The 14,625-nt window shown below is 38.4% G+C and carries 16 protein-coding genes and 1 pseudogene; 12 read left to right on the forward strand and 5 right to left on the reverse strand.

Annotation, left to right across the window (positions count from 1 at the left end; translation table 11 throughout):
- The first annotated feature begins 5 nt into the window (after positions 1-5).
- The gene (locus Q9Q86_RS01920; protein WP_112986384.1) at positions 6-1,499 is read left to right on the forward strand and encodes an amino acid permease; all 1,494 of its coding nucleotides are present in this window, start codon (positions 6-8) and stop codon (positions 1,497-1,499) included.
- Positions 1,500-1,643: 144 nt separating this feature from the next.
- Complete coding sequence (locus Q9Q86_RS01925; RefSeq protein WP_004952799.1) at positions 1,644-2,195, forward strand: lipocalin family protein; 552 nt, start codon at positions 1,644-1,646, stop codon at positions 2,193-2,195.
- A gap of 9 nt (positions 2,196-2,204) precedes the next feature.
- Here the strand turns inward: Q9Q86_RS01925 and Q9Q86_RS17450 are convergent, their stop codons facing one another.
- Positions 2,205-2,372 carry a DUF2256 domain-containing protein gene (locus Q9Q86_RS17450; RefSeq protein ID WP_005403050.1) on the reverse strand — a complete coding sequence of 56 codons (168 nt, stop codon included), beginning with the start codon at positions 2,370-2,372 and terminating at the stop codon, positions 2,205-2,207.
- Positions 2,373-2,374: 2 nt separating this feature from the next.
- Positions 2,375-3,904: a cryptochrome/photolyase family protein gene (locus Q9Q86_RS01930; RefSeq protein ID WP_112986385.1), complete on the reverse strand. Its 1,530-nt coding sequence runs from the start codon at positions 3,902-3,904 to the stop codon at positions 2,375-2,377.
- Positions 3,905-4,335: 431 nt separating this feature from the next.
- Here Q9Q86_RS01930 and modA point away from each other — a divergent pair, with 431 nt between their 5' ends.
- Genes modA through Q9Q86_RS01945 form a run of 3 tightly spaced genes read left to right on the forward strand, consistent with a single transcriptional unit; the run spans position 4,336 to position 6,408 of the window.
- Complete coding sequence (gene modA, locus Q9Q86_RS01935; protein ID WP_112986386.1) at positions 4,336-5,094, forward strand: molybdate ABC transporter substrate-binding protein; 759 nt, start codon at positions 4,336-4,338, stop codon at positions 5,092-5,094.
- Positions 5,095-5,101: 7 nt separating this feature from the next.
- The gene (gene modB / locus Q9Q86_RS01940) at positions 5,102-5,788 is read left to right on the forward strand and encodes a molybdate ABC transporter permease subunit (protein ID WP_171293796.1); all 687 of its coding nucleotides are present in this window, start codon (positions 5,102-5,104) and stop codon (positions 5,786-5,788) included.
- A gap of 2 nt (positions 5,789-5,790) precedes the next feature.
- Positions 5,791-6,408, forward strand: a complete 618-nt coding sequence (locus Q9Q86_RS01945; RefSeq protein ID WP_112986387.1) for an ATP-binding cassette domain-containing protein — start codon at positions 5,791-5,793, stop codon at positions 6,406-6,408.
- On the opposite strand, the gene Q9Q86_RS01950 is transcribed toward Q9Q86_RS01945, so the two are convergent.
- Entirely contained in the window at positions 6,403-6,669 is a 267-nt protein-coding gene (locus Q9Q86_RS01950; protein WP_112986388.1) for a metal/formaldehyde-sensitive transcriptional repressor, read from the reverse strand. The two genes, Q9Q86_RS01945 and Q9Q86_RS01950, sit on opposite strands and share 6 nt — an antisense overlap.
- 56 nt (positions 6,670-6,725) lie before the next feature.
- Here Q9Q86_RS01950 and dmeF point away from each other — a divergent pair, with 56 nt between their 5' ends.
- A complete protein-coding gene (gene dmeF / locus Q9Q86_RS01955; protein WP_112986389.1) occupies positions 6,726-7,676 on the forward strand; it encodes a CDF family Co(II)/Ni(II) efflux transporter DmeF in 951 nt (316 codons plus the stop codon).
- Positions 7,677-7,727: 51 nt separating this feature from the next.
- Here dmeF and chrA read toward each other — a convergent pair whose 3' ends face one another.
- Positions 7,728-9,071 carry a chromate efflux transporter gene (chrA, locus tag Q9Q86_RS01960; protein ID WP_112986390.1) on the reverse strand — a complete coding sequence of 448 codons (1,344 nt, stop codon included), beginning with the start codon at positions 9,069-9,071 and terminating at the stop codon, positions 7,728-7,730.
- A 259-nt stretch (positions 9,072-9,330) separates the two neighbouring features.
- Here chrA and tauA point away from each other — a divergent pair, with 259 nt between their 5' ends.
- From tauA to tauD, 4 genes and pseudogenes are all read left to right on the forward strand, one after another.
- Positions 9,331-10,371, forward strand: a complete 1,041-nt coding sequence (gene tauA / locus Q9Q86_RS01965; RefSeq protein ID WP_171293794.1) for a taurine ABC transporter substrate-binding protein — start codon at positions 9,331-9,333, stop codon at positions 10,369-10,371.
- A gap of 9 nt (positions 10,372-10,380) precedes the next feature.
- A pseudogene (locus tag Q9Q86_RS01970) lies at positions 10,381-11,172 on the forward strand (taurine ABC transporter ATP-binding protein).
- Entirely contained in the window at positions 11,169-12,050 is an 882-nt protein-coding gene (gene tauC / locus Q9Q86_RS01975) for a taurine ABC transporter permease TauC (protein ID WP_112986392.1), read from the forward strand. Before Q9Q86_RS01970 ends, tauC begins: the two are co-directional and overlap by 4 nt.
- A gap of 16 nt (positions 12,051-12,066) precedes the next feature.
- Positions 12,067-12,912, forward strand: a complete 846-nt coding sequence (gene tauD, locus Q9Q86_RS01980; RefSeq protein ID WP_112986393.1) for a taurine dioxygenase — start codon at positions 12,067-12,069, stop codon at positions 12,910-12,912.
- A gap of 64 nt (positions 12,913-12,976) precedes the next feature.
- On the opposite strand, the gene Q9Q86_RS01985 is transcribed toward tauD, so the two are convergent.
- The gene (locus tag Q9Q86_RS01985; RefSeq protein WP_112986394.1) at positions 12,977-13,417 is read right to left on the reverse strand and encodes a universal stress protein; all 441 of its coding nucleotides are present in this window, start codon (positions 13,415-13,417) and stop codon (positions 12,977-12,979) included.
- Positions 13,418-13,666: 249 nt separating this feature from the next.
- Between Q9Q86_RS01985 and Q9Q86_RS01990 the strand changes: the two genes are divergently transcribed.
- The gene (locus Q9Q86_RS01990; protein ID WP_004913710.1) at positions 13,667-13,957 is read left to right on the forward strand and encodes a hypothetical protein; all 291 of its coding nucleotides are present in this window, start codon (positions 13,667-13,669) and stop codon (positions 13,955-13,957) included.
- Between the two features lie 108 nt (positions 13,958-14,065).
- A complete protein-coding gene (locus Q9Q86_RS01995) occupies positions 14,066-14,557 on the forward strand; it encodes a DUF2505 family protein (RefSeq protein WP_004913708.1) in 492 nt (163 codons plus the stop codon).
- Positions 14,558-14,625 lie beyond the last annotated feature (68 nt).

The raw sequence follows: 14,625 nt of genomic DNA on the forward strand, positions 1-14,625 counted from the left end.
CGTGTATGAGTAACAATAATGAAAAAACATTTCCTTCAGGTGAACTCCTGAGTGAGCAATATGTGCCGCAACAAGACACATCAAGCCATTTAAATACTTCGTTGTCAGAAGTAGATGTCACTAAACCTTTGAAACGTGCAATGACAAAACGTCATTTGGTCATGATTTCTTTAGGTGGTGCGATTGGAACAGGACTGTTTCTTGGTTCAGGAGATGTTATTTCTCAAGCTGGCCCAATTGGAGCAATTTTATCTTATCTCCTTGGGGGCGTAATTGCTTACATGGTCATGCTGTGCTTAGGCGAGTTAGCCGTGCATATGCCCGTATCAGGTTCGTTCGGTGAATATGCCAGAACTTATATTGGACCTGGTACAGGTTACATGATTACGTGGTTGTATTGGTTAACTTGGACCGCAACATTGGGGACGGAGTTTACTGCGGCAGCATTATTGATGCAGGAGTGGTTTCCATCCATTTCCATGTGGACATGGACGCTGTTATTTGCAGGATTAATTTTTTCACTCAATGTCAGTTCAACGCGTTTATTTGCAGAATCTGAATTTTGGTTATCATTGGTTAAAGTTTTAACCATCATTTGCTTTATTGGTTTGGGGCTAGCCGCTATTTTCGGAGCTATTTCCTATCATGGGCATGAATCAGCGCCTTTATTTAGTAAATTAACAGAGCACGGTTGGTTTCCAAATGGAATATTTCCTATTTTTGCGACCATGTTAATTGTGAATTTTGCATTCTCAGGTACTGAGTTGATTGGTGTTGCTGCGGGTGAAGCAGAAGAACCTGCTAAAACGGTTCCTAAAGCAATCAATGCCGCGATTTGGCGACTCCTGATTTTCTTTGTTGGTACGATTATCGTGATCTGTGCCTTATTGCCATATGACATGGCGGGTTTAAATGCAAATTCGGTAAGTAATAGTCCTTTTGTAACTGTATTCAATTACATCGGTATTCCATATGCTGAAGATATTATTCGTTTTGTGATTATCACTTCATTGTTATCTGCTGCGAATTCTGGATTATTTGCTGCTTCACGTATGATGTGGTCACTATCGACTAAAAATCAGTTACCTAAAGTTTTCGCAAAATTGACACGTTCAGGTACACCGATTATTGCAATTATCGTGACGATGTTTGGTGCAATACCTGGTTTATTGTCTGAGCACTTTGCACCTGAAACAATTTTCAAAAATTTATTAGGTGTTGCTGCATTCACTATGGTTGTAGTGTGGATTTCGATCTGTGTCTCTCAATTTAACTTCCGTAGACAATGGATTAAATCTGGTAACACCGTTAAAGATCTCAAATTTGCTGCGCCGTTATTCCCATTAACTCCTATTTTAGGTGGGGTATTCTGCGTCATTACATGTATTAGTATGGTGACTGATCCATCGATGCAAGTTGGATTTGTATGTTGTGTTTTGTTTATCATCGCTTGTTATGCAAGTTATGCGATTTTCTATAAAGATAAACAGGTAAATTAATTTCTTAATCGGAAAGTTGGAGTGACATCTCCAACTTTCTTTTTATATAAAAAAGAATAAAACTTACTTTTAGAGATGACTCACATTTTATTCACGCTGAGCTACTTATAGTTGAAAAGTATAGTTTTCGATGAAGAGGATAAAATGAAAGTAAAAACGCTATTAAGTCTATCTGTATTGTCTATTTCATTAAGCACTTTAAGCTTTCCCACCTTTGCAAACACACCAAAAGCAGTTGATAAAATTGATATAAATCAATATGTAGGTAAATGGTATGAAATTGCACATTTACCGATGTATTTTCAACGTCAATGTGTAAGTGATACTAGCGCTAAATATGCAATCAAAGCTGACAATACAATATCGGTACTTAATAGTTGTCGTACTGCCTCTGGAGAAATGAAAAGTTCAGAGGGCGTAGCCTATCCACAAAATCAGGGAAAAAGTCAGTTGAAAGTGAGCTTTTTGCCAAAAGGATTACGTTGGTTACCATTTACCAAAGGCGATTACTGGGTATTGAGAGTTGATCCAGATTATAAAGTTGCTTTAGTTGGCGGACCATCAACAAAATATTTATGGATACTTTCAAAAACTCCAACAATCGATGAAGCTACTTATCAATCCTATTTACAAACCGCCAAACAGCAAGGTTATGATTTAAGTAATTTAATTAAAACAACTCATACTTCACCATAATCGATTCAGTCAGGTGTGATTGTTCACATCTGACTTCGCTTTTCGCTTAGCAAGCTGTTTACATTTTTGGGAACAGAAGTTCACATCACCCCAGCTTCTTTCCCATTTTTTTCGCCATGTGAAAGGGCGTAAGCAATAAGCACAAATTTTTTCAGGTAAATGAAGTTTCTTATGCATGATTAGAGTTCTTCGATACGTTTTTGTAGACCATCCGCATGAGTCAAAATTGTATTTTGATCATCTTGGCTAAGCTTATCCCATTGTTTATACATCATTGACATTCTGTGATTGGAGCTAAAGAAAACACGGTGTTTGGCTAAGAAATTCCAGTATAAGCTATTGAAAGGACAGCTATCTTGTTCAGTTTTGGTTTTGACATTGTAGTGGCAGTTCTGACAGTAGTTAGACATACGATGAATATAGTTCCCTGAAGCTGCATAAGGTTTACTAGCCACGAGACCACCATCTGCAAACAAAACCATACCGTGAGTATTAGGTAGCTGCACCCATTCAAAAGCATCTGCATAAACACTGAGATACCAATCATTCACTTGTTTAGGTGAAATACCATTTAATAAAGTAAAGTTCCCAATCACCATTAATCGTTGTATGTGATGGGCATAAGCATTTTCCAAAGAATTTCTTAAAGCTTCACGCAAACATAGCATTTTAGTTTCAGCTGTCCAGAAATAATCAGGAAGGTTACGATCTGCCTGTAACTCATTTAAATCAGGATAAGTTGGCATTTTTAACCAATATATTCCTCGAATAAATTCACGCCAACCTAAGATTTGACGGATGAAACCTTCAGCAGCGTTTAGCGGAACATGATGATCAAAGTATGCTTGTTGCGCAGCATCACAGACTTCTTTTGGAGAAAGTAAGCCACAATTTAGATAAGGAGAAAGCAGACTGTGAAAGAGATAATCCTTTCCACTAACCATTGCATCTTGATATTGGCCAAAATGAATTAATTGATAATCAATAAAATATTGGAGTGCTTCTAGGGCTTGTTGTCGAGTCGTTGCCCAGTTGAAATGATTAATCTGACCGATATGTTCTTTAAATTCTGTTTTAACTAATTCAATGACATCTAAGTCAATTTGGTCTCGATCAAATTGTAGAGCTGAGGGGATTGGATCATTCTTATTCCAAGCTTGTCTATTTTCGGTATCATAATTCCATCTCCCACCGATTGGCTCATTACCATTCATTAAGTAACCGGTTTGTTGTCTTAGCTTTCGATAGAAAAATTCCATGCGTAAGGTTTTGGTATTTGAAGCCCAGTTGCGAAAAGCTTGGGGAGAGGAAAAAAAACGATCGTCATTAAGGATTTGTATTGGAATTCGAAGTTGCTTAGACCATGTGGTTGCAATCGCTTGTTGTAATCGAAATTCACCACTTTCTGTGATGATCAATGCATCAGCTGGATTTTTTTCTAATTGTGCTTGGATAAAATCAATAAATCCTTGAGCAGCTTGTGTACGGTCAAATGTTTGATAACGAATCTTCCAACCTTGTGCTTTTAATGATTTTGCAAAATGGCGCATTGCACTGAAAATAAATGCGATTTTTTGAGGGTGGTGCTGTACATAGGTAGCTTCTTCAACCAACTCTGCCATCAAAATGAGATCTTGATCTTTATCAAGCATTTTGAGTGTGGCAATTTGCTCTGAAAGCTGATCTCCTAAGATTAAGCCGTACCGCATAAGCTTGTCACCAGTACAAAATTTTAATATAGGTGCAGTACTGTAAAATCCTTGTGAATATAAGATCCTTGAATGACTTGTTGTTTAAAAATGATTCATTCAAACAATCGAATTTTCAACATTCGGAATAAAGCTAAATAAATTATTTTTTGACTTAATATTAAATTAAGTTTTCTCGCTTATTCTAAAAATGCAGCATGACAGTTCAAGCATGGCTACACCTTTGGCCACATCTCACGATGTGGTTTTTTTTCGGCTACTTAACTTTATATGGAAATCTAATCCTTATAAATCAATTCAATTTTGTATTTAATTTATATAACTATTAGAAAATTAGGGATTACTCAATCTTTCTTTTTTAGTGTATCTTTATTAAGCGATATGTTCGCAAGAATATATCGAATTCTAAGGATGAGGTCGTTCCATTGGTGATGATACAAAAATACCGATATGCTTTGGCCATATGCGTTGGCTTATTTAGCCACACACAAGCATTTGCGGTGGATAAAGTTACAGTATATGCAGCTGCAAGTTTAACCAATGCGATCAATGAATTAGATGTGATCTATGAGCAGAAAAATAAAGTTCAAATCCAAACATCTTATGCCGGTTCATCAACTTTAGCCAAACAAATTGAAGCAGGTGCGCCAGCTGATATTTTTATATCAGCAGATGTTCAATGGATGGATTATTTGCAAAAAAAACAGTTGGTATCGGCAAATGATCGCGTGAATTTATTGGGTAATCGTTTGGTAGTGATTGCTCCCAAAGCTCGTCCAATCAAATTAAAAATGGATAAAAGTTTTGATTTCACTAGGGTTGTTCAAGGTAAATGGTGTACAGGTGATACTAAGAGTGTACCTGTTGGGAAATATGCAAAGCAGGCTTTGACGTCGATCGGCTGGTGGGATAAGGTTTCAACTCGTCTAGTGGAAACAGAAGATGTACGTGCAGCCTTAAACTTTGTGGCACATGGTGAATGTCAGTTAGGGATTGTTTACGCTACTGATGCAGCGATCAGCAAAAATGTCATCATCGTTGGAACATTTCCAGAAAAAACACACCAAGCTATTATTTATCCAATAGGTTTAGTAAAGAAGAATATAGAGTCAATGAATTTCTATAAGTTTTTACAAAGCAGTCAGGCAACAAAAGTATTTAAAAAATATGGTTTTAGCGTACTTAAGTAATTAAATTATGATTCTGACTCCTGAAGAACTTGAGGTGTTGCTACTGTCATCTAAAGTGGCAGCAACATGTCTGATTGTGAGTTTAATTCCAGCAATTTTGATTGCTTTGATTCTAGCTAGGAAAGAGTTCTGGGGTAAATCACTATTTGAAACACTGGTTTTCTTACCTTTAGTGTTACCACCAGTTGTACCTGGTTATTTGTTACTTCAAATTTTTGGCAATCGAGGCATCTTAGGGCAATACCTAGCACCACTAGGATTGGAGTTTGCGTTTAATTGGAAAGGAGCAGTATTGGCATCTGCGGTAATGGGCTTTCCTTTACTCGTACAATCAATTCGATTGGCGATTGAACTGGTGGATCAGCGTTTAGAAATGGCTGCAAAAACTTTAGGCGCTTCTGCGTTCGGCACGTTTATGCAGGTAACTTTGCCACTTGCAAGCAGCGGAATTTTGGTGGGAAGTATTTTATGTTTTTGCCGAAGTTTAGGGGAGTTTGGCGCAACGATTACTTTCGTGGGGAATATTGCCAGTGAAACTCGTACTTTGCCTTTAGCCATGTATAGTTTGATGCAGCAACCTGATACTGAAGCAGCAGTTTGGCGTTTAATAATCTTATCCTTATCCGTAGCTTTCTTTGCACTATGGTTTGCGCAATGGTTCAATCGTTATCAGAAAAATAAACGTGGTCGTTAAGCATGATTGATTGTCATATCCAACTTATCCAGGGACAATTTTCTCTAGATCAACGCTTTCAATCTGATCAGTCTGTGATTGGTTTATTTGGGGCTTCAGGTTCAGGAAAAACTACGATTTTGCATAGTATTGCTGGGTTGATTAAACCCCAATCAGGTTGGATTAAAATACAGAATCAAACATGGTTTGATCGGGCACAGAACATTAACCTGAGTACACAACAGCGTCGGATTGGTTTGGTATTTCAGGATGCACAGTTATTTCCTCATAAAAATGTAATGCAGAATCTACTGTTTGGCTTCAAACATATTCGCCCCGAGCAGCGACAATTTGAACTCGACTATATTGTTGAATTGCTTAAATTGGAGCATTTAACTGAAAGGATGCCGATTAAGCTCTCAGGAGGGGAAAAACAACGTGTTGCACTTGGGCGTGCCTTGCTGTACTCACCACAATTATTATTATTAGATGAACCACTTTCTGCTCTTGATTCCGCGCACAAAAAAGAGATTATTCCTTTCTTTCAAAAAATCAAAGCAGAGATAAAAATTCCGATGCTGTATGTGAGTCATGATAAGTCTGAAATCGAACAACTCACTCACGAGATTTGGTATCTATAAATAACGTTGTAATAAAGCAAGAAACTTTTGTATTTCTTCTTCATTAATATGTTCAGCATCTTTTAGTACGTGTTCTTTTAAGTGTTGTTCAATTAATTGATTCATTAAACCATTTACAGCACCTTTAACCGCGGCGACTTGCTGTAAAACTTCGATACATGAACTCTCTTGATCGGTTAATGATTTTTCAACCGCGGTAATTTGTCCTTGAATGCGCTTCACTCGATTTAGAATTTTTTTGTCATGGTGTAGATGAGACATACATTTTTCCTGAAAAAATATATACTGAGGGGGAGTATATTTTAAAGTTAAAGCAAATGCAGCATACTAACCTAGAAAGACGCCATTCTCATCAATTTGATCAGGGAAATCCTTTAGCCCAGAAAAAGATTTTGATCGCCACAATTTTAACCGCTGTAATGATGATCTTAGAAATCTTAGGTGGATGGATTTTTAATTCGATGGCATTACTGGCTGATGGTTGGCATATGAGTTCCCACATGCTAGCACTAGGTTTGGCTTACTTTGCTTATAGAATGGCTCGACAGTATGCAAGTGACTCCCGATTTAGTTTTGGAACATGGAAAATAGAAATTTTAGCAGGCTATAGCAGTGCTATTTTATTGATGGTCGTTGCGCTACTGATGGGGATTCAGTCGATTGAACGATTATTTAATCCCGTTACGATTCATTTCAATGAAGCGATTCCAATCGCGGTTGTAGGTTTAGTTATAAACTTGGTCTGTGCATGGTTGTTACATGATGGTGGACATGAGCATCACCATCATCATTCACATGATCACCATCACGATGATCATCAGCATACACACGATCACCATCATCACCATGATTTAAATCAAAAAGCCGCATTTTTGCATGTAGTGGCAGATGCAGTGACTTCAGTGCTCGCAATTATTGCTTTATTTGCTGCAAAATATTTTAGCTGGAATTTTCTAGATGCCTTGCTTGGAATTATTGGTGCATTACTGGTTGCCAAATGGTCTTGGGGATTAATTCAAGAAACAGGTAAAACCTTATTAGATGCTGAAATGGGACACCCCGTGGTACAAGAAATAAAGGATGTAATTGCCCAACTTCCACAGGTAGAAATCACAGACCTACATGTATGGAAAGTTGGGAAAGGCAAATTCTCTTGTATTTTAGGATTGGAAACATCGATAGCTGATTTGACTCCTGATCAAGTCAAACATGAGCTATCCATACATGAAGAAATTGTGCATGCCTCAGTTGAAATTCATCATATTTAATATTTCTGAGGCTGAAGCTAGAGTCGAATAACTCAACTCTAGCTTAACAGTTTAAACAAAGAGATATAGGATCAAACCACAAAGTGCTGAAGCAAAGATCACGTAAAGAACATTAATCTGAAATTTAAAGAGTGCGATCATCGCTGCAACGGTAATGATTGCCGCTTCGTAATTAAATGCATGATCAAAACCATTTGGCCATAGCACGTGATAGCTAAAGAATAGAGCAAGATTAAGAATGACACCTACAACAGCAGCGCTGATCGCAGTGAGTGGTGCGGTAAACCTAAGTTCGTTATGTGTAGATTCAATTAGTGGTGCGCCAGCGAAAATAAAAACGAAGGAAAAGAGAAAGGTAAACCAAGTAACAATTACTGCACCCACGGCACCTGCAAGAAACAGATGTTCAGTTCCGAGTAAAGCATGATTAAAACCACCCAAGAATCCTACAAATGCGACAACCATAATTAATGGGCCAGGTGTACTTTCTCCGAGAGCCAATCCATCAATCATTTGAGTGGGGTTTAACCATCCGTAGTAATTCACTGCACCTTGGTAGACATAAGGCAACACAGCATATGCTCCGCCAAAGGTAAGCAAGGCTGCTTTAGTAAAGAACCATGCCATCTGAGTATAAGCGTGTTGCCAGCCTAGGCTGAAGGTCAACAGTAAGATCGGAATACACCATAAAAATGCTGCGATAAGAACAATTTTAGCGAGATTCGCCCAGCGAAAAATAGCATGGGCAGGTGGTGGTGTATTGTCATCAATCAGTGCTGCACCATAATTTTTTTGATTACTTTGATGAGATGCTTGCTGACTAAATAAATGTGGCTGCTTTTTACTGAGTAAATATCCAAGTATTGCGGCACTGAATACAATCAATGGAAATGGGATATTAAAGAAAAATATTGCGATAAATGCAGCAGCTGCAATGAGCCATAAGAATTTATTCTTCAGTGAACGACTACCTATACGATAAGTTGCATGAAAGACAATTGCCGTGACTGCTGGTTTAATTCCATAAAATAAACCTGCAATAATTGGGACATCTCCAAACTGTACATAAATCCATGACAAGGCAATCAGGATAAACAACGAAGGCAGCACAAATAGAATGCCTGCCACTAAACCACCTAAAGTACGGTGCATTAACCAGCCGATGTAGATGGCAAGTTGCTGAGCTTCAGGTCCAGGCAACAACATACAATAATTAAGTGCATGTAAAAATCGTTTTTCAGAGATCCAGCGCTTTTGTTCAACTAGCTCCTGATGCATCACTGCAATTTGACCTGCGGGTCCACCAAAACTAATAAATCCAAGTTTTAGCCAAAATAAAAAGGCTTGCCAAAAAGGAACGTGGTCAGGTGCTGTTGTTGCATCAGATTGCTGCATAATCATTCTCAAATAGAGCGTTTATTTTTTGAATATCGCGAGTTTATGGCACATCATATGAAGGTGATGATTCTAGATGAATCCAATTTAATTCTTTATATATTTTATTGATTTGATAATTCAAATTGATGACTTTTCCTAAATTTATTTCACGTCTAAAGATCAAAGAATCTAGCTTATATATCTTTAAATTGCATAAACAACGCATTTTTTCTTATTTTTAATCATAAAGTGTGACGCATACCATAAGCCTATATTATTGAAAGATCATCTAATTATGGGCATCAAGAACACCAAGCCATTGATTGTAACAGCGATCGTCCTTGTGGCGATTGTTGCTTTTATTGTCTATCAAAATCAAAAAGATGCTTCACCTGTTCAGTATAAAAACAACAAAGCTGTTGTGATAGCTTATCAAACAGGTGTTGATCCGACCAAGGTTGCACAGGCAAATGGAGAATATGAACGTGATACTAATCAAGCAATTCAATGGCGTAAATTTGATGCTGGTTCAGATGTAGTTAATGCATTGGCTTCGGGTGATGTAGTGATCGGCAACATTGGTTCTAGTCCTTTGGCTGCTGCTGCAAGTCGTGATTTACCGATAGAAGTATTTTTGGTGACAGCAAAATTAGGCGGTTCTGAGGCACTAGTGGTCAGCAACAAATCAGGCATTAACAACCCGCAAGATTTGATTGGTAAAACCATTGCTGTGCCATTCGTTTCAACCACGCATTACAGCTTATTGTCAGCACTCAAGCATTGGAATATTGCGGATAACCAAGTCAAGATTATTAACTTACGTCCACCAGAAATCACAGCCGCTTGGGAGCGTGGTGATATTGATGCGACCTATGTTTGGGAACCTGCCTTAAGCAAAGTTAAAGCGACTGGTTATGTCTTAACAGACTCGAAACAAGTCGGTGAGTGGGGCGCACCAACCTATGATTTATGGGTGGTTCGTAAAGATTTTGCTGAAAAAAATCCTGAGTTCTTAAAAGCCTTCGTGAGAACCAGCTTAAAGCAGATTGAAAGCTATAACCAAGATCCTAAAGCATTTGAGCAAAATGCAGACAACATCCAGAAAATTGCCCAACTGACTGGTTCAGATGCCAAAGATATTCCATTGCTTCTTTCAGGAAATATATACCTTGATCGTCAGCAGCAACAAGCCACTTTATCGGGTGAATTTGCAGAGAACATTTTCGATACAGCTACTTTCTTAAAAAGCCAAGGCAAGGTGGATCAAGTAAAACCTGACTATCAAGCCAATGTCACCACTCAATTCTTACAACCATAGGAGATCGAAATGAGCGTATTAGCTGCTGAGCATCTTCATTTAACTTTTCCAAACCAGACCGTGCCTGTATTGCAAGATATTAATCTCTAAATTGAAGAGAGCACTTTGACGGTAATTTTGGGTGAGTCCGGTTGTGGAAAAACCACATTACTGAATATTTTAGCTGGTTTTCAAAAACCAAGTTCAGGACAGATCAAACTTGATGCTGAAGTATTAACGACACCTGATGCTCGCCGTGCAGTGGTGTTCCAAGATCATGCGCTATTACCTTGGTTAAATGTCTCTGAAAATATCGGTTTTGCTTTACAACTTAAAGGTTTAAAAGAACAACATATTCATCAGCAAGTAGAATCCATCCTGAAGATAGTAGGTTTGAGCCATGTTGCACAAGCCAATATTTGGGAACTGTCAGGTGGTATGAAACAGCGCGTTGGTATTGCACGTGCCCTGATCAGCCATGCAGCCTTTATTTTATTAGATGAACCTTTTGCTGCGCTGGATGCATTTACCCGTGAAACCATGCAGCAGTTGGTGTTGGATTTATGGATTCAACAAAATAAATCTTTTTTCCTCATTACCCATGACATTGAAGAAGCGTTATTGCTAAGCAATCAACTGGTATTGATGACAGCTCGTCCAGGTAAGATTGTTGAAACTTTAAAACTAGACTTTGCAGAGCGCTATAAGCAAGGCGAATCGATTCGAACAATTAAATCCGATCCAAAATTTATTCAATTACGTGAGCAATTGTTTGAGCGTTTGCGTGTACAGAAACAAGCAGGGTATGAGGTGACTGTATGACGGGACAAGCAAAAAATACAGCCTTTGAGCTAAGTAACACAGCAGAGTTTGCACAAATTGACCCGAAAAAATCAGCTTCAAGACGAAATGCTGTAGGTGATTTTCTCGCTCGTCATCGTAGTTTGGTGCTGAGTTTATCGAGCGTTATCAGTGTGCTGGTGATCTGGTATTTGATCACTGCTTTAAAAATTGTTCCAAGTTTGTTTTTGCCAAGCCCACAAGCGGTATGGCAGAAGTTTCTTGAAGTCAGTCAACAAGGCTTTATGAAAGCGACTTTATGGCAACATTTAGCCGCCAGTATTTCGCGTGTCTTATTGGCTTTAGTTGCTGCAATTGCGATTGGTGTGCCTTTAGGTTTATGGATGGGTTTGAACAAATGGGTGCGTGCGGTACTTGATCCTTTGGTTGAGCTGTTACGTCCGATACCACCTCTAGCCTATTTGCCATTATTGGTGATTTGGTTTGGGATTGGTGAAACCACTAAAGTGCTTTTGATTTTCTTTTCCATCCTTGCACCAGTCATTATTAGTAGCACTCATGGCGTAATCAGTCATCAGCTCAATCGTGAGCGTGCAGCCTTATCTTTAGGCGCAAGCCAATCGCAAGTGTTTTGGCATGTGATTCTGCCGACAGCCTTACCACATATCTTAACGGGTATTCGTATTGGTTTAGGTGTGGGCTGGTCGACTCTAGTGGCTTCGGAATTAGTTGCAGCAGATCGTGGTATTGGTTTTATGGTGCAGTCAGCAGCTCAATTCTTGATTACCGATACTGTGGTTCTCGGCATTATTGTTATTGCGATCGTTGCAGTGAGTTTTGAGTTGTTTTTGCGTTGGTTACAGAAGCAACTCTCTCCTTGGTATGGTCAACAGTTATAAGTGTGAGTAGTAGAAGATGACGTTAAATATTGAAGTTATTAAACCAGCCATTGGTGCAATTATTCACGATGTTGATTTAAATACGGTTGATGAAAATACCACACAACAAATTCAACAGGCTTTGCTGGATCATCATGTAATTTTCTTCCGCAATCAGCAGCTTGCACCTCAGGCTCAAGCTGAACTTGCACGTGGCTTTGGTTCTTTACATATTCATCCTATTTTCCCGACAGTAGAAAATGTGCCTGAAATTATTGTTCTAGACAGTTGGAAGCAAGATTTACGTGACAATGAACTTTGGCATACTGATGTGACTTTCAGTCAAAATCCGCCATTAGGGTGTGTCTTGCAAGCCATCAAGATTCCACCTGTAGGTGGTGATACATTGTGGTCGAGTGGAGTAGCCGCATTTGCTGAATTGGATCAAAGCTTGCAACAAAAGTTAAAAGGTTTAACGGCTACACACGATATTCGTCAGTCTTTCCCGATTGAACGTTTTGCGCATAATGATGTTGAGCGTAAGAAATTGGAGGAAACCTTCAAACGTAATCCACCCGTTGTTCATCCTGTGGTGAGAACCCATCCTGTGACAGGACAGCCGATTTTGTTTGTGAGCGAAGGTTTCACCACACGTATTAATGAGCTAGATGAATCAGAAAGTGCTGAGTTATTGCAATATCTATTCGCCCACGCGACTCATGATCAGTTTCATTTACGTTGGCAGTGGCAAGAGGGTGATGTGGCGATTTGGGATAATCGTTGTACGCAGCATAAGGCTTTATTTGATTATGGTGATGCGCATCGGATTATGCACCGCGCTACCATCAATGGTGATGCACCGTTTTATCAAGCTGCAAGTTAATTAATAAATTTAAGAAATAAAAAACCTTGTGCAAAATCACAAGGTTTTTTTGAAGCTTTGTTTATTACTGTTTGACGATCAACACAGGGATATGTGATTCGGTCAATACAGCACGTGCTACGCTACCGAGTAATAAACGTTTAACGCCAGTACGACCATGAGAACCCATAATAATTAAGTCAGCGCCGACTTCCTCTGCGACAAAGATAATCCCTTCGCTAGCAGGACCATGATGTATTTTGGTGGTTACTTGAATTCCATCACGGGTAAATGACTGAGCGATATCTTGCAACTGTGTTTTAGCATGCGTCTCTGCTTGCATAAAATGCTCTGTAATTGCGGGTGCAACTTGATAAAAATCTACGCCCACATAAGGATCAACCGCAACAACACTCAATACCGTGACCTTTGCCCCAGATAATTTAGCTAAAGACAGTGCATGCTCAACGGCTGCATAAGAAATTGGAGAGTCATCAACTGCAACTAAAATATTTTGATAAGACATATTTGCTCCTTATTGTTTATCGTTGTAAAAAGATAAAGTTATATTATGTAGATAGCATATTGAACGTGGTCTAGCAAATTAGACCATGATCAAAAATGTATGATAAAACTGAAAATATTGCTGCAATACAGTAAATTCCACAGCAAAATAGAGATATAACAAAATATCGGTATTTTTGTAATTTACTTTAAAACTCACATGACTGTTTGCTTCTTTTTATTAATCAAACTTTAACTTAAAGGAATCTCAGTGTTACTCAATTTAGAAGCATTTAAACAGCAGAAGTTTGATCAGGTTGCTGCGAAAATCATGGCTGATCCTGATCAATATTTGGGATTTGATTCTGTTTCGGATTTTTATAAAGCAGAATGGTTGGATGAGTTTCCGCAAGGTACGACTTGGTCTGCGACAGGCTTAGATGATGGGGCAGAGCAATTTTACGCCATCATAGAGTATGGGCGACACTATCTATATATCAGTCGAACTGAAAAAGTCACGGTAAAACTTGGCATGCGACATGACTACAATAAAAATAATTAATCCGAGCAGTCATCTATTTTAGAGTGAACAGCCTTTGCGATTTTTATCTAAATGCTATACTTCTGAGCAGAGATGAAATCCCAAATAAAACGAAACGGAAATTTTAAAATGGCACATCAATTTACGGTTAATGAAACAATTCACGGTGTTTCAATTGAAGATTTTACACGATTAGTTGCTCAAACCTCATTGCATGAAGCGGTGTGTAAACGTATCCCTGGCGATAACCTCGAAATTCTTGAATCAAATGTAAATGGTGATATTTATACTTTGCGTCGTGAATATAATCTTGACGTCAGCATTCCAGATGTTGCTAAAAAATTATTAAAAAATGCATTCCGCTTAAAACGTTCAGATATCACTAATCTTAAAAATCTAACTTCGACTGTAGAACTTGGCGCAAACCTTCCTTTAGAGGCAAAAGCTGAACGTAAAGTTACAGGTAATAGTGAAAAAGTAGATATTTCATTGACTTGGAATGTGAAAGTAAAAGTACCTTTGATTGGCGGTATGCTTGAAAAGCACGCTGAAGGCGAAATTCGTAAATTTAGCCAACTTGAAATTGAAATCGTAGAAGATGAATTAAAGAAACAACTTTAATTTAAGCTGAAAATAAAACTCCCCTGAATCGACTGATCTAACGAAGAAAGGTTTGATGAAGGGGAGTT

Origin of the sequence: Acinetobacter sp. A22, assembly GCF_030913345.1 — a bacterium.
GTDB classification, from domain to species: domain Bacteria; phylum Pseudomonadota; class Gammaproteobacteria; order Pseudomonadales; family Moraxellaceae; genus Acinetobacter; species Acinetobacter junii.